General features: G+C 52.6%; 19 protein-coding genes. All 19 read right to left on the reverse strand.

The window, feature by feature from the left end; genetic code table 11:
- Positions 1-3 precede the first annotated feature (3 nt).
- The 19 genes from dxs to spoIIIAE all read right to left on the reverse strand — a co-directional run bounded on the left by dxs (position 4) and on the right by spoIIIAE (position 18,599).
- Entirely contained in the window at positions 4-1,923 is a 1,920-nt protein-coding gene (gene dxs, locus LX24_RS07845; RefSeq protein WP_166511588.1) for a 1-deoxy-D-xylulose-5-phosphate synthase, read from the reverse strand.
- Between the two features lie 39 nt (positions 1,924-1,962).
- Positions 1,963-2,529, reverse strand: a complete 567-nt coding sequence (locus LX24_RS07850; RefSeq protein WP_166511589.1) for a hypothetical protein — start codon at positions 2,527-2,529, stop codon at positions 1,963-1,965.
- Between the two features lie 869 nt (positions 2,530-3,398).
- Positions 3,399-4,289, reverse strand: a complete 891-nt coding sequence (locus LX24_RS07855; RefSeq protein WP_166511590.1) for a polyprenyl synthetase family protein — start codon at positions 4,287-4,289, stop codon at positions 3,399-3,401.
- Positions 4,290-4,291: 2 nt separating this feature from the next.
- Complete coding sequence (xseB, locus tag LX24_RS07860) at positions 4,292-4,519, reverse strand: exodeoxyribonuclease VII small subunit (protein ID WP_166511591.1); 228 nt, start codon at positions 4,517-4,519, stop codon at positions 4,292-4,294.
- A gap of 254 nt (positions 4,520-4,773) precedes the next feature.
- Complete coding sequence (locus LX24_RS07865; protein WP_166511592.1) at positions 4,774-5,406, reverse strand: cyclodeaminase/cyclohydrolase family protein; 633 nt, start codon at positions 5,404-5,406, stop codon at positions 4,774-4,776.
- Between the two features lie 30 nt (positions 5,407-5,436).
- On the reverse strand, positions 5,437-6,288 hold the full coding sequence (locus LX24_RS07870; RefSeq protein WP_166511593.1) for a bifunctional 5,10-methylenetetrahydrofolate dehydrogenase/5,10-methenyltetrahydrofolate cyclohydrolase: 852 nt from the start codon (positions 6,286-6,288) through the stop codon (positions 5,437-5,439).
- 27 nt (positions 6,289-6,315) lie between these two features.
- Entirely contained in the window at positions 6,316-7,512 is a 1,197-nt protein-coding gene (gene xseA, locus LX24_RS07875; protein ID WP_166511594.1) for an exodeoxyribonuclease VII large subunit, read from the reverse strand.
- A gap of 185 nt (positions 7,513-7,697) precedes the next feature.
- Positions 7,698-9,110: an NADPH-dependent glutamate synthase gene (gene gltA, locus LX24_RS07880; protein ID WP_166511595.1), complete on the reverse strand. Its 1,413-nt coding sequence runs from the start codon at positions 9,108-9,110 to the stop codon at positions 7,698-7,700.
- A complete protein-coding gene (locus tag LX24_RS07885; protein ID WP_166511596.1) occupies positions 9,110-9,961 on the reverse strand; it encodes a sulfide/dihydroorotate dehydrogenase-like FAD/NAD-binding protein in 852 nt (283 codons plus the stop codon). Before LX24_RS07885 ends, gltA begins: the two co-directional genes overlap by 1 nt.
- Positions 9,962-10,157: 196 nt before the next feature.
- Positions 10,158-10,571, reverse strand: coding sequence for a transcription antitermination factor NusB (nusB, locus tag LX24_RS07890; protein ID WP_166511597.1), 414 nt, complete (start codon positions 10,569-10,571; stop codon positions 10,158-10,160).
- A 9-nt stretch (positions 10,572-10,580) separates the two neighbouring features.
- Positions 10,581-10,802 (reverse strand): DUF2273 domain-containing protein, encoded by a 222-nt coding sequence (locus LX24_RS07895; RefSeq protein ID WP_166511598.1) that lies wholly within the window; start codon positions 10,800-10,802, stop codon positions 10,581-10,583.
- Positions 10,803-10,816: 14 nt separating this feature from the next.
- The gene (gene amaP, locus LX24_RS07900; RefSeq protein WP_166511599.1) at positions 10,817-11,350 is read right to left on the reverse strand and encodes an alkaline shock response membrane anchor protein AmaP; all 534 of its coding nucleotides are present in this window, start codon (positions 11,348-11,350) and stop codon (positions 10,817-10,819) included.
- 18 nt (positions 11,351-11,368) lie between these two features.
- On the reverse strand, positions 11,369-11,758 hold the full coding sequence (locus tag LX24_RS07905) for an Asp23/Gls24 family envelope stress response protein (protein WP_166511634.1): 390 nt from the start codon (positions 11,756-11,758) through the stop codon (positions 11,369-11,371).
- Positions 11,759-11,834: 76 nt separating this feature from the next.
- Positions 11,835-13,184: an acetyl-CoA carboxylase biotin carboxylase subunit gene (gene accC, locus LX24_RS07910; RefSeq protein WP_166511600.1), complete on the reverse strand. Its 1,350-nt coding sequence runs from the start codon at positions 13,182-13,184 to the stop codon at positions 11,835-11,837.
- 9 nt (positions 13,185-13,193) lie between these two features.
- Positions 13,194-15,173: an acetyl-CoA carboxylase biotin carboxyl carrier protein gene (gene accB, locus LX24_RS07915; protein WP_207706557.1), complete on the reverse strand. Its 1,980-nt coding sequence runs from the start codon at positions 15,171-15,173 to the stop codon at positions 13,194-13,196.
- A 254-nt stretch (positions 15,174-15,427) separates the two neighbouring features.
- A complete protein-coding gene (locus LX24_RS07920; protein WP_166511602.1) occupies positions 15,428-16,033 on the reverse strand; it encodes a SpoIIIAH-like family protein in 606 nt (201 codons plus the stop codon).
- 56 nt (positions 16,034-16,089) lie between these two features.
- Positions 16,090-16,695 (reverse strand): hypothetical protein, encoded by a 606-nt coding sequence (locus LX24_RS07925; RefSeq protein WP_166511603.1) that lies wholly within the window; start codon positions 16,693-16,695, stop codon positions 16,090-16,092.
- 21 nt (positions 16,696-16,716) lie between these two features.
- Positions 16,717-17,388, reverse strand: a complete 672-nt coding sequence (locus tag LX24_RS07930; RefSeq protein WP_166511604.1) for a stage III sporulation protein AF — start codon at positions 17,386-17,388, stop codon at positions 16,717-16,719.
- Positions 17,389-17,408: 20 nt separating this feature from the next.
- Positions 17,409-18,599 carry a stage III sporulation protein AE gene (gene spoIIIAE / locus LX24_RS07935; protein ID WP_243131667.1) on the reverse strand — a complete coding sequence of 397 codons (1,191 nt, stop codon included), beginning with the start codon at positions 18,597-18,599 and terminating at the stop codon, positions 17,409-17,411.
- Positions 18,600-18,606: the final 7 nt, after the last annotated feature.

The following is an 18,606-nucleotide window of genomic DNA, read 5'->3' on the forward strand; positions in this document are numbered from 1 at the left end:
TATTTACGCGCCTCCGCCCAGGCCAATAATTTTACCGCCTTTGACTTTCTGTGAGCTAATCATGTGCAACGCCTGGTTAACTATGTTTTCCGCCGTTAACCCGTATTTTTCGCGCAAAATTAACTGGCTGCCGTGTTCCAAAAACATATCCGCAATACCCAGACATTTAACCTGCATACCGGTAATATCCTTTGCTGCAAACAATTCCAAAACGGCCGATCCAAAACCACCGGGTAATGTATTTTCCTCCACGGTTATCAAACGACCGGTACGAATAGCCCACCGGGTGATACAATCCTCATCCAGCGGCTTAATAAACCTGGCATTGATAACAGTGGCCAGCACGCCACGTTCTTTCAGCAGAGCCGCTGCGCGACGGGCCACCGGCACCATATTGCCCACAGCCAGCAGTGTGATATCCTTGCCCTCGGCCAACACTTCGGCCCGGCCCACCGGTAGTACGCGACTGTGCCGGTCCAAAGCCACCCCCAAACCGGTCCCCCGGGGGTAACGCACTGCACAGGGACCGTTTAACTGCAGTGCGGTATGCAGCATATGCTGCAATTCATTTTCATCGGCCGGAGCCATTACAGTCATATTGGGAGAGCTACGCAGGTAAGAAATATCAAACAAACCGTGGTGTGTCGGGCCGTCATCTCCCACTATACCACTGCGGTCCACAGCAAACACCACCGGCAGTTGCTGCAGGCATACATCGTGGATAATTTGGTCATAGGCTCGCTGTAAAAAAGTAGAGTAAATTGCCACCACCGGTTTTAACCCCTGGCTGGCCAACCCGGCCGCCAGGGTAACTGCGTGCTGTTCGGCAATACCAACATCAAAAAACCGGCGTGGGAACTTTTTGGCAAATTCGCCCAGGCCGGTGCCGCTGCACATAGCCGCAGTAATACCAACAATAGCGGGATCCAGCTCCGCCAGTTTAACCAGTGTACGCCCGAATACTTCGGTGTATGTGCTGGTATCACTTTTTTTCAAGCAGTTGCCCGAGCTGATATCAAAGGGCCCGATACCGTGAAATTTGTCGGCCTTTTCCACCGCAGGCGCGTACCCGCGCCCCTTTTCCGTGATCACATGGACCAGTACCGGGCCACCCAGCGTTCTGGCCTGTTCAAGGGTGTTCAACAGGGAAGAAAAATTATGCCCGTCAATAGGTCCCAGGTAAGTGAAACCCATTTCTTCAAACAGCATTCCCGGAACAACCAGATATTTAAAACTGTCCTTGAGTCGCTCGGCCACCTTTACCACGGTGGAGCCAATGGAAGGAATGCGGCGCAGTATCTGTTCAATTTCGTCCTTACCCCGGGAGTATTTGGGGTCGGTACGCAGGCGGTTTAAATAACCGGACATGGCGCCTACATTGGCCGATATACTCATCTCGTTGTCGTTTAAAACCACAATAAGATCCTTTTTCAAGTGCCCGGCGTGGTTCAGGGCCTCGTAAGCCATACCTCCGGTCATGGACCCGTCACCGATCACGGCCACCACGGCATACCGGTCACCTTTTAAATCTCTGGCCAGTGCCATACCCAGGGCAGCGGATATGGAAGTGCTGCTGTGACCTGTTCCGAAGGCATCGTGCTCGCTTTCATCCGGGCGGGGAAAGCCGCTTAGCCCCCCGTAAGTGCGCAGCGTGGCAAATTGCTCCCTCCGGCCTGTAATTAACTTATGCACATAGCACTGGTGCCCCACATCCCAAATGATCTTATCCCGGGGAGTGCAAAAGATGCGGTGCAGCGCCAGGGTCAATTCAACTACCCCAAGGTTGGGGGCCAGGTGCCCACCGTTTTTGGCCACCGTGCTAATGATCTCTTCTCTTATTTCCCCGGCCAGCTGTTCCAATTGGGTAATGCTAAGCTCCCGCACGTCCCGGGGTGAATTTATTTGCTCCAAATACCTGCCCAAGGTTTCACCTTCACCTCAATTTTGTTGTCAGGAGTAAGTTTATTTTTTTACTAAACTTATACCCGTTATACTACTGAAGGCGGCCATAATCCTGCCTACGCCAAAAATAACCTTGTTGGAGTTGCTAAGGGCGATTTTTTTACCATAGGCTTTACCACCCACTGTAAAGGCGGCAATCAGTGCCGTTATTAACATATTCAATATAAACCGGTTTAGATCCTCCCTGAGGCTCATGATCTGCAACACCAGGGCTATGCCCAGGGCGCCGCTGACCGTGCCGGCTATGTCACCTATTACATCATTGGCTATATTGGCTACCCGGTCCGCATTGCGGATTAAAAATACGCCTTCCCGGGCCCCGGCCACTTTCTTGGCGGCCATGGCGTGGAAAGGGGCAACATCTGCTGCGGCCACCGAGGTTCCAATAATATCCGCCGTTATACCGAATAAAATAATCAATATCAACAACACAAAGGAAAAAGTCAAATTATTTATGGTTTCGGATAAAAACTGGGATAATAAAAAGAAAACCGCCGCCAGGACAAAAGAAATTAAACCGACAAACAGCACAAATTTACCGGAAACCGTAGATTTGTTACTTTTCAAACTCTTCACTCCATTTAATTTGTGCCGGTCTAAGCGGCCTTACCCCAATGGTTCCATCCGGTTGGGGGATGTGCGTATGTACAGGAACAAGTGACAACGTTACGGGTAAATATTGTGGCTTAGGTCCAGCAGGTTTTCCCAATTTCGTACCGGCTGTCACCATACCGGCGGTTTCCCATTAAACGAAATTCCAAAAGTTAATTTTGGGGCTGGATTACCACTTAGTCCACACTGCAATCCCCGTACCGTCCCGGACAACCGGACAGCCTAGAAGTTTTCCTTAAACGGGAGTACCTTATCCTAGCCTCTTTTGCAACAGCGGTTTAAACCCACAGCACATAACGCATGGGCCCAAGCGTTGTGTGCCGCTTTACAGGCCTCCACCGGCATCACTCAAGGCAGGCTACACTGCACGCAGCTTTCCCCACGTGCAGGTTTACCCCCAAGCCATAGCAGTTGCCGTTAACAAACTGCCACGCACTTGGGTCTCCACGGGGGCAGGGTCAACGCCCACATGCCATTGCAGGTCGCCCCGCCCCCTTAACTCCCAGCACCAACCCCCGACTGGGCGTCGGCAGCCAGCACCAGGAACTTCATCGATGTGCCCTTGACGGATTTTTAGGCCCGCCTTCAGATAAGGGTTCCCGACTAGGATACTGCGTCACTTGTTCGCAGCATAAATACTTTCAATCTATTATTATAACACGATGTTTGCCGGAACGACAAACACTCATTCCCGCCGCAGCTCGACAATATGGACCGAATGTCGTCGATTTATAACCCCGCGCAACACCGCGTTCGGCTTTGGCCGGTATTAGGATAGTTATCCATATAATTTGAACTGTGCAACGAATAGCCGGTTGAATTGCTCAATTTTCCCTGTTCAGTACAAATCCAACCAGTCCGCGTAAAAAACCGGCCTCAGCGCCAAAGGAAGCCAGGGCACCGGTGGCATGTTCCGCCGCCTGTCGCGCCATGTCCTTGGCGGCTGCCAGGCCGTACAGCGCAGGATAGGTAGCCTTTTGGTTTTTGGTATCACTGCCCACCGGCTTACCCAGCTTTTGCTCGTCCCCTTCTATGTCCAATATATCATCCACAATCTGGAAAGCCAGCCCCAGGTTTTCAGCATAAAGGGTGAGTTTATCCAATTGTTCCGGGGTGGCACCGGATAGCATGGCCCCCGCCCGCACAGAAGCTTTGTACAGAGCACCGGTTTTACGGCTGTGGATGTAATCCAGCACCTGTCTATCGATTAATTTATCGCTGGAAAGAATATCCACCACCTGGCCGCCGATTAACCCCATAGTCCCGGCCGCCACGGCCACCTCGTGAATTACCCGCAGTATCCTGCCGGTATCGACCGATCCGCTCCGGGATAAACCGGCCAGTATCTCAAAGGCCAGGGTTAGCAGGGCGTCACCAACCAGCACAGCCATGGCTTCGCCATATATTTTGTGGCTGGTGGGACGGCCCCGGCGTAAATCGTCGTTATCCATGGCCGGTAAATCATCGTGCACCAGCGAGTAAGTGTGCAGCAGTTCTATGGCACAGGCGGCCGGCAGTACGAATTGATATCCTCCCCCCACCGCCCGGGCCGAGGCCAGCACCAGGGCGGGACGTAGCCGCTTGCCGCCGGCAAATACGCTGTAGCGCATGGCTTCGTGAATTAAGGACGGGTAATTACTTGCCGAAGGAAGGTATTCATCAAGGGCTTTGTCCACCATGGCGGCGTATCCGGCCAATTCCTCTTTAAAAGCCATATTTACAGCTCCTCTTCCCTAATTACAGACTGTCCTTGATCATCCTCCAACAGTATGCTGATTTGCTTTTCAGCCTGTTCCAAATGCTTATTGCATTTTTTGGTGAGACTGATGCCTTCGGCAAACAGTTTAAGCGATTCCTCCAGGGGCAGGTTGCCCTCTTCCAGGCGGTTGACCAGCTCTTCCAGCCGGGCCAGCGCTTCTTCAAAGCTTATAGCATCATTATTCATTATTGCCCTAAAACCTCCAATTTAATGGATTATCCCCTTTCATTTAAATTATATATCAATTGACTGACCAAAACCACCGCCCAAATTCTTTAAGACTCTTGGAAAGTCAGCGCGAGACCCGCTTATATCATTTTTGCGGCAGCCAGCCCTTACGGTGTTACACAGGTGCCAAAACCAGCGATTAGAACAAACTCTATAAAGAATGGTAAAAAAAAAAAGAGGGGCTTTTTTACAGCCCCAAGTACAAAAATATATTACTTCATCCTCTCCCGAACTTCCGCCACTGCCTTTTCTTTTAATTCTGCGGCCTTTTTAACCAGCTGCTCTTTCTCCGCCAGTATATTCTTTACGTACTCCTCATCTTTAACCATGGGAATATTGATATCAGCACTTAAAAGCACGGCGTTGAGGGCCGCCTCACACACATATGCCGCCACACCGGCATCACTGATGGCCATTTTGTTACCAATTTTGGCCAGCCGGTCGGTTATTTCCAGTGCTTCCAGCAGGGTGCGGGCTATCTCCATGGGTGTATCGGTGGCGGTTTTAAGCGCCTTTTGCATCATTTCTTCCCGCTTGGCCTTTTCCTCATCGGTGTTCTTGGGCATGCGGAAAACGTCCATAAACTTGCCAAAGGCGGCTATATCCGCGGCCACCAGTTTTTCCAGCTTATTTATGATAAAGTAAGCAGCACCGGTGATTTCCTTAACTTCGGGTTCAACATCCTTGAACTTGGGCTTGCCCACAGTAAGGTTACCCACCATGGCGGTCATGGCAACGCCCAGAGTACCCACCAGAGCCGATACGCTGCCGCCGCCGGGGGTGGGAGCGTCAGAGGCCGATACTGCCACTACTTTGCGGAACGGAAAATCATAAATTTCGCTCACTTGAGTCACCTCATCAATAAAAATTTGGAATTAAGCCAAACCCTGCAGTTTGATAGCCTTGAGCACGTTTTTCTGAATCAGTACGGTGGTCAGGCTGCCCACGCCGCCCGGCACGGGGGTGATGGCACCCGCCACTTCCTTGGCGTTTTCAAAGTCAACGTCGCCGCAGATACCGCCGCCCTCGGCGGGGTTAATACCGGCGTCAACCACGACGGCACCGGGTTTGATCATATCAGCAGTGATCATTTTTGCCCGGCCCACCGCCGCGATAAGGATATCGGCCTGTTTGGTATGATAAGCCAGGTCGGCGGTTTTGGTGTGACAAACGGTTACAGTGGCGTTTTGATTGAGCATCATAAATACCAGCGGTTTGCCCACAGTTTCACCGCGGCCTACGATAACGGCGTTTTTGCCTTTGATTTCAATGCCGCTACGAAGCATAACTTCAATGCAGCTCTGGGGGGTAGCCGGGAACAGGCCCTCGCCGCCGCTTAAAATGTAACCCCGGTTGATGGGATGGGAGCCGTCCACGTCCTTTTTGGGGTCAACGGATTCCAAAACAACTTTTTTATCCATGCCCTTGGGCAGGGGCAGTTCGATCATAATACCGTGTACACTGGTATCCTTATTCCATGCGTCAATGACAGCCAGCACTTCCTCAAGGGTGGAGGAACCGGTCATGGTTTTCAATTCGAAGTCGATACCCACGTTGGCGCAGGATTTCTCCTTGGAGCGGGCGTATACCACCGAAGCGGGATCATCACCAACAAGTAATACATTCAGCTTGGGCACAATGCCCTTTTCCCGCAGTTGTGCCACTTCAGCCTTCACTTCTTCTCTGATGGTCGCTGCAATCGCTTTGCCATCAATAAGGGTCGCCATTATAGTTTTCCTCCCTAAACAAATATTTTATTTAATCTCTTTGACCAGGCACTCTATCATTCCCCGGTGTAAATGCACCTGCACCTGGTCGCCAGCTTGTACCTGCCGGCTGTCCCGCAATACCGCACCGTCCGGGCAAAGGGTATAACTGTATCCCCTCGCCAGTGTGGCCAGCGGGCTGAGGGCATCAAGCCGCCCCGCCAGCAGAGCCAGGCGACCGGCCAAACCGTTCACACCGGTCCTGGCCAGCCCGGCCAGCTGTTTTTCCAACATATCCACAGCCTGGCGCCGCTGCTCCACCAGTTTATCCAGGGGCCTGGCCAGCACCCGGCTCCGGGCGCAGTGGCTTAACCGCTGCCGGTAGCCGATTATCTGCTGTTCCAAAGAACGGGTTAGCCGCGCGGCTTGCATGTCCACCAGCCTTTTCGTTTCCAACCGGTCGGGCACCGCCAATTCCGCCGCCGCCGAAGGGGTGGGAGCACGCAAATCTGCGGCCATATCGGCCAGGGTGAAATCAGTTTCGTGCCCCACCGCCGATATAACCGGTATGCGAGAGGCCGCGATACTTCTAACCACCTGCTCGGTGTTAAAGGCCCAAAGCTCCTCAAGGGATCCTCCCCCCCGGCCTACAATGATTAAATCCACACTATTCAGCCTATTTAGCTGTTCCAAAGCCCGGGAAACCTCCCGGGGAGCTGCTTCTCCCTGTACCGCCACAGGGGCCAGTATTATTTTAACCTGGGGCCAGCGGCGGCGCAATATTTGCATAACATCCCGCACCGCCGCACCCGTCCGGGATGTCACAATACCAACACAGCGGGGAAAACGGGGTAGTCTTTTCTTGCGGCTGTGATCAAATAACCCTTCGGCAGCCAGTTCCTGTTTGAGATTTTCCAGGGCGGCAAAGAGCGCCCCGGTACCATCGGGTTCCAACTGCTCGGCATATAACTGGTACTGGCCGTCCCGGTCATAAACGGTCACGTAACCCCTTACCCGAACGGCCATACCGTTCCCCGGGCTGCATTTTAAATTTCTGGCCCGGGAACGAAACATGACTACTCTGATACAGGAATAATTGTCTTTCAAGGTAAAGTAAATATGCCCGGATGTAGCTTTTTTATAGTTGGAAACCTCACCCTTGACCCACAGATTAATCAACTGCCGATCATTTTCCAACAGATTTTTGATATGTCCGGTTAATTGCTGCACGGTAAAAATCTGCATCGATCAGTTCCTTTTCCATAGCAAGTTAACTAAATTCGACAATATCCGGTTATCCATCCCTTATTAAAACAGCAATGATCACTTCCAGCCGGCTGGAAATATGCCGCCGTGCTGATGATTTTTTAAATTTGATTTATCCTGCCCTAAGTTTATCATTGGTGCCGGGCAGTTGTGAACCAGCGAAATTATTTACTGGTCAAATAGGCGTGAATCGATTTGGCCGCCGTGCGCCCGGCACCCATGGCCAGGATAACGGTGGCCGCACCGGTAACCACGTCGCCGCCGGCAAACACGCCGGGCTTGGAAGTAGCGCCGGTTTCCGGGTCCGCTACGATGTTTCCTCTGCTAGTTAATTCCAGGCCTTTGGTAGTCCTTGGCACCAGCGGGTTGGGGCCCTGGCCGATGGCCACCACCACGGTATCCACATCCATAATATATTCGGAGCCTTCAATGGGAACGGGGCGGCGTCTTCCTGAAGCATCGGGCTCGCCCAGTTCATATTTGATGCATTTCATGCCGGTTACCCAGCCTTCTTCGTTGCTGAGTATTTCCACCGGGCTGGTCAAAAAGGCAAACTTGACGCCCTCTTCCTCGGCATGTTCAACCTCTTCCTTGCGGGCCGGCAGTTCCTCATGGGAACGGCGGTACACGATCCAGGATTCCTCGGCGCCCAAACGCAGCGCAGTGCGGGCACCGTCCATGGCTACGTTACCGCCGCCCAGCACGGCGACCTTTTTACCGATTTTAATGGGTGTATCCCAATCGGGGAATTGGTAGGCCTTCATCAGGTTGGTACGGGTTAAAAATTCGTTGGCGGAGTAAACACCACAGGCATTTTCCCCGGGAATTTTCATAAAATAGGGCAGGCCGGCACCGGTGCCGATAAATATTGCGTCATAACCCTCGTTTTCCATTAATTCATCAACAGTGGTAAACTTGCCCACCACCGAGTTAACTTCAATTTTAACGCCCAGTTTCTTCAGGTTTTCCACTTCGGCCTGCACTACGGCCTTGGGCAGACGAAATTCGGGAATACCATACATCAACACACCGCCCGCCACGTGCAAGGCCTCGTATACAGTTACATCATGACCCAGCTTGGCTAAATCGGAAGCGCAGGTCAAACCCGCCGGCCCGGAACCAACCACGGCCACCTTTTTACCGGTGGGCGGAGCTACCTCGGGCAAGGTCACACCCTTTTGCAATTCCCGGTCGGCGCAGAAGCGTTCAATACGGCCGATACCAACGGCTTCATATTTTTTAGCCAAAGTACAGTATTTTTCGCACTGGTTTTCCTGGGGGCACACCCGGCCGCAGACCGCCGGCAAAGCGTTCTTCTCTTTTATCTTTTTAATAGCCCCGTCAAAATCCCGTTCGGCCACCAGCTTGATAAAGGCGGGAATATCCACCTCCACCGGGCAACCTTGCCGGCAGGGCTCATTTTTACACTGCAGGCAACGCTGGGCTTCAGCAACTACAGTTTCCTCATCGTAGCCCAGGGCCACTTCATTGAAATTCCGGGCCCTTTCCAGGGGATCCTGGGCCGGCATGGGGTTCTTATTGGGTATAATTTTTTTCTTGGTTTTTTGTTCAGCCATTATTTGCCACCTCCACATCCGCACTTGCATTCATGATGTTCCAGGGCTTTTTGCTCTTCCGCTTTAAAGTAAACCTGGCGGCGGGATAACTCGGCCCAGTCCACCTGGTGCCCGTCAAAGTCCGGTCCGTCAACGCAGACAAACTTGGTTTCATTGCCCACGGAAACCCGGCAACAGCCGCACATACCCGTACCGTCCACCATCAGAGCATTCAGGCTGACTATTGTTTTTATGCCGTATTCTTTGGTCATGTTACATACCGCCCGCATCATTGGCTGTGGCCCGATGGCAATAACCAGAGGAATATTTTCTTTACCTTTACTTTCAATGACCTCTTTTAATACGTCGGTGACAAAACCCTTACGCACATAAGAACCGTCATCGGTGGTAACCAGCAATTCCGAGCAGGCCGCCCGCATGTGGTCTTCCCAGAACATAAGCTCCTTATTCCTGGCTCCCATAATACCAATTACATGGTTGCCTGCTTCTTTAAAGGCCCGGGCAATGGGATGCACCGGCGCAACACCAACACCGCCACCTACGCAAACCACGTTGCCCACGTTTTCAATGTGGGTGGGCTCGCCCAGCGGTCCTACAAAATCTTTGATGTAATCTCCGGCTTCCATGGCACCCAGTTGTTTAGTGGTTTTACCCACTTCCTGGAATACTATGGTTACGGTGCCCTTTTCCCGGTCAAAGTCAGCAATGGTCAAGGGAATCCTTTCCCCTTCTTCATGGATGCGTAAAATAATGAATTGACCGGCCTGGCAGCTTTTGGCCACCTTGGGCGCATCGATCACAAATAGTTTGATTATTGGTGAAAAAACCTGCTTTTCTAGTATTTTGAACACGTCTCTCCATTCCCCTCCCTCATTTTTTTTCATCCAGAAAACTTATCCTTAATATTTCTAGGCTAAATGCTTGATTCCTGCCATCACGCCAGGCATTAAACAAAATTTTGCGAAAAAAGCGCCAATACAAAAAAAACAAGGTTGAAATCAGAGATTTTCAACCTTTAAAAACCGGCACCAAAGTTATGTCAACTGTTCAAGCCCGGGTTTCCCCAACCCGGCGGGCAAAGGCACCCAAAATACCGTTGATAAACTTGCCTGAATCCTTACCACCAAACCTTTTGGCCAGTTCCACAGCCTCGTTGATAGATACGCCGTGTGGTATATCATCGACATACAGCATTTCATACATAGCCAACCGGAGAATATTTCTATCCACGGCCGCCATCCGCTCCAACTGCCATTCCCGGCTGTACCCGGCAATGGTTTTATCCAACTCCTCCATTTTTTCCAGGGTCCCGTATACCAGTTGGCTGGCAAATTCAAAATCTGATTCGGCAAGCACAAAGTTTTCCTGAATATTTCGCAGTGCCTCATCCACGGCCATTTTGCCCACATCCACCTGGTATAGCACCTGCATAGCCGATTCCCTGGATTGTCTTCTGCCCATTGATTTGTGTCACCTTTCCCCCAGCAAGCGTAACAGCCGGTCTTTAATATCCACCTGGTCGTCCAATTGTTTTCCCCCCAGGTAGCCCAATACAACGCATACTACAATAAAAAGGGTCTTTAAAACCCCCCAAAAAATCACGGACAAGCTTAGCAACAGGCCTATTAACACACCAATTATTTTTCCCCGGTGCATGATAATCCATTCCAGAATATATTCCAGGTAATCCATAAGGCCACTCCCCATTATTCAACCCTGGGTTTGGCTGTTTTGAAACTCTCCACAGCCACCCGCACCTCGGATACGGTTACCCCCACCACGTTATATATACTATCCTTTACCTTCTTTTGTATATCTTCCGATACAGCGGGAATATTAATATCCGGAGCAGTGATTAATTTTAAATGCATGGCTATCCCCCGGGGCGATGACTCTACTTTGGCCTTTACTTCTTTAATACCAGGTACGTCGGCTACCGCCTTTTCCGCCAGGGTTTCGACAGCGGCCAGAGAAACCCGCACCTGACCCAGGCCGCCTTCGTGCACCACTGCTTGCTTCCTGCGCTCGGGCTTTAAGCTTTTCCACAACAGTCGCAGGCCCATAATAACATATACCACCACTAAGGTCCATAATATTTCGTAATTGGAGGAGGTATTGATCTCCCCCCAAAGCCGCTTTGCCGGATCCGGCCAACCGGCCAGGAAGACGCCCAGGGCCATAAAAAGCAATGTTAAAGTTGTAGTGTACAACAAAAGTATGCCGCGGTCAAAGGGCCCCATGTGCATTATCCTCCAGTTTTATTTTACCCGGTTACTGTGTTCCTCTTCACCTGGTTCATTGGCGAAGGCCACTCCCTGCACATTGACATTTACCTCCACCACCACAAGGCCCGTCATTTTTTCAATGGCGTTCTTTACAACGTCTTGTATTTTAGCCGCTACATCGGGGATGCGGGAACCATACTCCACCACAATAAATAAATCCACCGCCGCTTCCTTTTCTCCCACTTCCACCTTGACGCCCTTGGAAAGATTTTTGCGGCCCAATTTTTCTGTGATACCGCCCACCACACCGCCGCTCATTCCAACCACGCCGGGTACTTCGGTGGCGGCCAGCCCGGCAATAATGCGCACAACATCATCGGCAATGCGGATGGTCCCCAGACTGTTTTTCTCTTCACGAACCATGTCTTGCTGCTCCACTTTGCAACCCCCTCACATCCAAGATTTAAGTTATTATACCAAAGGAGGAAAAATACCGCAATTAACCCTGCGGTATTATTCTACGCTGAATAAAATTGGTATATATCTCTCCCCTGCGGAAGAAAGCGTTGCGCAATATGCGCCGGTGGAAGGGGATAATGGTCTTGACCCCGTTTATGGCCAGTTCATCCAGGGCACGCTGCATGCGCGTAACCGCTTCACTGCGATCCCGCCCCCAGACAATCAGCTTGCCCAGCATGGAATCGTAATGGGGAGGTACCTCCCACCCGGCGAAGATGGCACTGTCCAGGCGCACCCCGGGACCTCCGGGGGGCTGAAAGGAGGTAATTTTACCCGGACAGGCCATGAAATTCCGATCCGGGTCCTCGGCGTTGATGCGGCATTCGATGGCCCAGCCGGAAAACCGGATATCCTCCTGCCGGTAGCCCAACTCCTCCCCGGAAGCAATGCGTATTTGCTCTTTAATTAAATCAATGCCGGTTACCATCTCAGTCACCGGGTGTTCCACCTGAATGCGGGTGTTCATTTCGATAAAATAAAAATTACCGTGTTTATCCAATAAAAATTCCACCGTACCAGCGCTACGGTAGCCCACTACCCGGGCAGCAGCCACCGCCGCCTCACTCAAACGGCGGCGCAGTTCTTCGTCCACCGCCGACGAAGGTGACTCTTCAATAATTTTCTGGTTGCGCCGCTGAATGGAGCAATCCCGCTCACCCAGGTGCACAATGTTACCGTAATTGTCGGCCAGCAGCTGTATTTCAATGTGTCGGGGTTCTTCCACGTATTTCTCCAGATAAATATCCCCGCTGCCAAAGGCGGCTGTAGCTTCAGAGCGGGCGGTTAATATACCCCGGGCCACTTCTTCCTCACACTGGGCCACCCGCATGCCCTTGCCGCCGCCGCCCGATGAAGCCTTGATCAGCACCGGGTAGCCAATTTCAGCGGCAACCTGCAGCGCCTGCCCGGCATCGCTGATCACGCCCCGGGAACCGGGCACCACAGGCACCCCGGAGGCCAGCATGGTTTCCCGGGCCTGCACTTTGTTGCCCATCAGGCGCATGGCCTCGGCCGGGGGGCCGATAAAAATCAACCCGTTGGCAGCACATATTTCAGCAAACTTATCATTTTCCGATAAAAAACCGTACCCCGGGTGTATCGCATCGGCTCGAGTTATAAGGGCGGCGCTGATGACGTTGGAAATGTTAAGATAACTGCGGCCCGGAGGCGGCGGGCCAATACATACCGCCTCATCGGCCATGCGCACGTGCAGGCTGTCCCTGTCCGACTCCGAGTAAACCGCCACGCTGGCTATGTTCATTTCCCGGCAAGCCCGGATAATTCGCACCGCTATTTCGCCCCGGTTGGCAATTAGTATTTTGCTGATCATGGTTATCACCTAGTCCTCTTTAATTACCATCAGCGGCTGGCCGTATTCCACGGCCTGGGCGTTCTCCACCAAAATCTGCACCACGGTGCCCGAAACCTCGGCTTCAATTTCATTCATCAGTTTCATGGCCTCCAGTATACAAAGGGTCTGACCCTTTTCCACCCGGGTGCCCACTTCCACGAAGGGATCGGCATCCGGGGCCGGGGCACGGTAAAAGGTGCCCACCATGGGCGCTTTAATTACGGCACCTTCCGGTACTGCTACGGCTGCGGGAGGTTGGCAAGAGCCGGCTTTGCCGGCGTCCTTTACCACGCCCGGGGCTAAGGCAGTAGCTGCCGCCTTACCGGCGGTGCAGGGGTCCGGTCCGGGCAAGGGGGAGCCCTCCCCACTCACTTCCGGCATAATTCCACCACTGCCGCAGGCACCGGTTTTTCTAATGGACAGACTCACGTCCTGGCTCGCAAATGAAAACTCGGCGATATCAGTTTGATTTATTACATTGATTAATTCTTTAATCTGCTGAACATCCATATCATTAACCTCCCTGGTATTATCGAACGGTTTTGCTGTACCGGTTGCGGGTACCTGCCCGCCGCCATTTGGCAGCTTCGCTCCACCGCCGGTATTGGCGTTACCGGCGGCAGCACCGGCGACAGCATTATTATTGCGAGTTTCCCAAAACTTCCTGGTTATTTGGGGGAACAGGGAATAGCAAAGAATATCCTCATCTGATTTGGCGAGCCCCCTGGTTTCCAGTTTTATTTTCTCCAACTGGGGTTCCAGTAAATCGGCAGGGCGACAAGTAACCGGCTCTTGATCGCCCAGTACCCGGCGGGCCACCGCCTCGTCCAGGGGAGCCGGCGGACGGCCGTAGAGGCCCTGGATATAAGCTTTAACTTCACCGGGAATCAATTTATACCGTTCTCCGGTAAGCACGTTAAGCACGGCCTGGGTACCAACGATCTGGCTGGTGGGCGTCACCAGGGGCGGGTAACCCAGTTCCCGGCGCACCCTGGGAATCTCCTCCAGCACCCTGGGCAGCAGGTGGACCGATTTTTGTTCCCTGAGCTGGGAGACCAGGTTGGTGATCATACCACCGGGGACCTGGTGCTCGAACACCCGCATGTCGTTGATCCGGGTCACGCCCCGGTCATACCCCTTTCGCTCCCGTAATTCCTCAAAATACCCTGCGATTTCAAACAGCAGTCCCATATCCAGCCCGGTATCGTACGGAGTGCCCTGCAGCGCCCGCACCACGGTTTCCACCGGAGGCTGGGAAGCCCCAAAGGCCAGGGGTACCGCCGCGGTATCAATTACATCCACCCCGGCCTCCACCGCCTTCAGGTAAGTGGCCAGGGCCAGGCCGCCGATATAGTGGCTGTGCAGTTGCACCGGCAGTCCCGGGCTTTGCTTTAGTTTACCCACCAAATCATAGGCCTGGTAGGGGGTTAACAGGCCGGCCATATCCTTGACACAAATGGAGTCAGCCCCCATTTCCGCCAGCTTTTCGGCGGTTTCCAAATAATGCCCGGTGGTATGTACCGGGCTCACCGTATATACCACCGAGGCCTGAACGCGGGCACCCGCCCTTTTGCCTGCCCGCACCGCCGTTTCCATATTACGTATATCGTTCAAGGCATCAAAAACCCGGATGATGTCGATGCCGTTTTCCACCATCTTGAAAACGAATGCCTCCACCACATCATCCGGGTAATGCTGGTAACCTACCAGCGACTGTCCCCGCAGCAGCATTTGTAATGGCGTTCGTTTTATATATTTTTTTAAAGTACGCAGCCTTTCCCAGGGATCTTCATTGAGATAACGCAAACAAACATCAAAGGTAGCGCCGCCCCAGACCTCCAGCGAGTGGTAACCCACCGTGTCCAGCTTTTCTACAATGGGCAGCATATCCTCGATGCTCATCCTGGTGGCCCATAAACTTTGATGACCATCCCGCAGTGTTGTGTCGGTAATTTTTACCACAGCCATTAAAATCTCCTCCATAAAAAAGACAGGCTGCCGTCAGTTAACAACCTGATTCATGAAATAAATTATATATCTGCATATGGAAAAATAAAATAGATTCAGCCCAAGTATACAATATATAAGCAAATTACACTGTATACAGTACAATATATGCTCCGTGCCGGGACAAAGGGGGCACGGCGGCAAGCAAAACAATGGGACGTTGAGTTTGTCTTGTCAAAATAAAACAAACGGAACGTCCCTGTGTCTTGCTATTGCTAGTTAGCCCTGGTTATTACAATGACGCCTTCTTCGGGGACACCGGTGGTTTTGGACACCAGCCCCGCAATGGTGGTGTTATCCGTATCAATAGCCATATCTTTGCCGGGTCGCAGTATCACCGTAACGGTATCGCTATCTAAAAACACGGCAGCATCCTGGTAGCCCTTGGCCCGAATCAAATTTTCCAACTCCATTTCCTGGGATATCTTGCTGCTCAGCATCATCAATCTCTCCTGGGCAGTTTTCCGAACCTCTTCATCCGCCTCCGAAGCCAGCACTTCCCGCAGGGTTTCCATCTCTTTACCCCGGGCCTGTTCCAGGCTCATGCGGGCTTCGACAAAGTAAGAGCTGCCTGTTGTGTTATCAACATCATTCATAATTGTCTGGTCAACAACCTGTGCTTCACCGGGCCCCATATCCCCTGCCTCATCATCGCTTTCAGGATGGGAAAGGGTTACTGTGGCAGCGGTGGAGGGCTTATCCTCCAAACCCAACATTTTTTCGGCCAGGCCGCTAAAACCCGCCACGCATAAAATAATACCCACCAGCAAAAGAACCGCCAGCAATATTTTATTGCGATCCAACTTTATTATTGTAATCACTGTTAAAAACCTCCTCCCGGGACATGTGCTGTCCTGCTTTACTCACCAACGTGCACCTATGCCCCCTTTTTCATGGGCAGCACGATAATTTTATGCGGTTCCACACCCAGCGCCACCTGTACCGCCCGGAACAAATCGGCCTTCACTCGGGGGATACCCGCCCCCTGGGCCACCACCATGATACCGGCCACATCAGGGGCCACTTGTTTTTTCACCACGGGTTCTTCCAGTCCCTGATTCCCCCTGGCCATCACCACTGTGCTGGTGTCGGTATTTTCGGTAATCTGCCGGGAACCGCCGCTCTGGTCATTCTCCCGGGTAGTCTTAAGCCCGGTGGTGGTGTTGATGGCATAATCGTGGTTGGTAGAGGCGGCCAGTTGTACAGTTACTTCCACCCGACCGGCTCCGGCCACCTGTTCCAGCATTTGGCGCAGTTCACCGGCCAATTCCTTTTCTTCCCTGGTCATGAGGGAACTTGTAATGGCACCGGGTTCACCGGTGCCAGCCGTCGCACCGGTATCCGGCGGGTTTTTCCCGGCACCGGATTTAATGCTGTCGCTGTCGCAACTACCCACCAAGATCAACATAACACCCAGCATAAATAACAAAGCCATTAACCCGAATTTTTTATGCTTGGGATGAAAAATATCCGGTATGTTCATATCATCACCTCGCCATGGTAATTAAAGATCCCGAAACTCATATTTGACCTGATCCCGCCGCAGGTTATAGAATTCAGCCACCATCGCGGCTTGACCGGCAGCCGCCCTTTCCTGTTCAGGTGTAACCGCCGGGGCGGGAGACTCTTTACCCGCAACATCTCCTCCCTTTATATCAACCACCACGGGCTGCACCCCTAAATCTCCACCCGCGTCCTGGTCCGCTTGACGTGCTCCGTCGCCGGCGCTTTGGCTGGAAGGCGTGTTGTCTCCATCCGCGGCGGCAAAAACAATGTTTATTTCCTCTATGGCGCTGTTCTCATCAACCGTCACCCGGGCGTCCAGCACCTGCAGTTCCCCATTCATCCGGGCCAGTGCAAGCACCTGACCGGAAAGGGCCTTGCTATACTGCTGCACCGCCAGCTCCCGGTCTTCCCGCGCCAACCCTTGTCCGGCGGCCATAATATCATCCAGGGGAGGCGCACCGCTGTCCACAGCGGTAACCGCGGGTATGTCCCGCACAAGATCGCTATGAATCACCCCGGCTGCCGCCTGCATCACCGCCATGATGATCAAAAGCCCCATGACCATCTTGACATAACGGCGCATGTCACCGCCGGGCAGCAGCATTTCCACCAGCACGGCCAGCACCACAATAACGATAATGGTTTGTATCAATTCCCGCAGTACATCCATGCTACCGGCCCCTTTCCCGCTTAATGCAGCATGACCGTTATATTACCCAGGCCCACCACTATGGCCAGGGCAAAAAAGAACAGCAATCCCACCATGGCCACGGCGGCAAAAACGGTAATCAAGCTGTTGCCCAGGCCGTTCAGACAGTCGCTGATTCTTTCCTCACCAACGGGTTGAATAACCGCCCCGGCCAGTTTATAAATAAAGGCGATGGTGATTATTTTTACCAGGGGGATGACCAGTATCATGATGATAATAAGCACCCCGGCAATGCCCACCGCGTTTTTGATCAGCAGCGAAGAGCGAATCACCGCCCCCAGCGCATCACTGAAAACACCGCCCACCACGGGTATAAAGGTGTCGGTGGCAAACTTGGCCGTGCGGAAGGTTACACTGTCCCCCACAGCTCCGGCCACCCCCTGAATAGCCATGATACCAAGGAATATGGTACTTAAAAGCCCCATTAAACCCATGGCGGCTCCTTTGAGCAGCCCGGCCAACCTGGAGACCTGAAATTGTTTGGACAACCCGCTAACTATCTCCAGCACTGCTGAAAAAAATATCAGAGGTAAGATGACATTCTTGATTACGGTGCCGAAGGTGGCGATGGTGATAAAAATAAGGGGGTGAAATATGGCGGCCGAGGCAATGCCCCCCACGGCCACCAGCAGCGTCAGCAAAAGCGGCAGCAGGGCCTGCATAAAGGTGACCATTTTATCCACCACTTCCCGGCCCAATTGGATGGTCATGGTAAAGGAGCCCACGGCAATGGTGACCAGAACCAGATAAGCCACCATATGGGTCAGTTGCCCGGTGGTACCCTTTTCGAAGGCGCCGGTAATATTCTGCAACACCGCGCAAATTACAGCCAGCACCACCAGCTTGCCCAGCAGCGCGGAATTGGCCACTACTTCGCGAAATATATAACTAATACACCGGTTAAATACCTCGGTGGGTTGCAGTGATATTTGGCCCGTGGCCAGACCCGTAACCAGTGCCTTAAAATCAGTCTCGGGCAGCGCGCTTTGCAAATCATGATCCATCCGGTTTACAAACTGTTGAATCTCTTCCATGTCCAGCCTGCCCGCCTGCTCGTCCAGTCCCCCGGGGATATCCGGCGCGGCCCAGGCAGCCAGGGGCAGGGCCAAGGCCAGAAAAATATGCAGTATGAACAACAAAAGCGTGCACCGGATGCGGCATATCAAGCTCAATCTCATC

This window comes from Desulfallas thermosapovorans DSM 6562, from assembly GCF_008124625.1.
Taxonomy (GTDB): Bacteria; Bacillota; Desulfotomaculia; order Desulfotomaculales; family Desulfallaceae; genus Sporotomaculum; species Sporotomaculum thermosapovorans.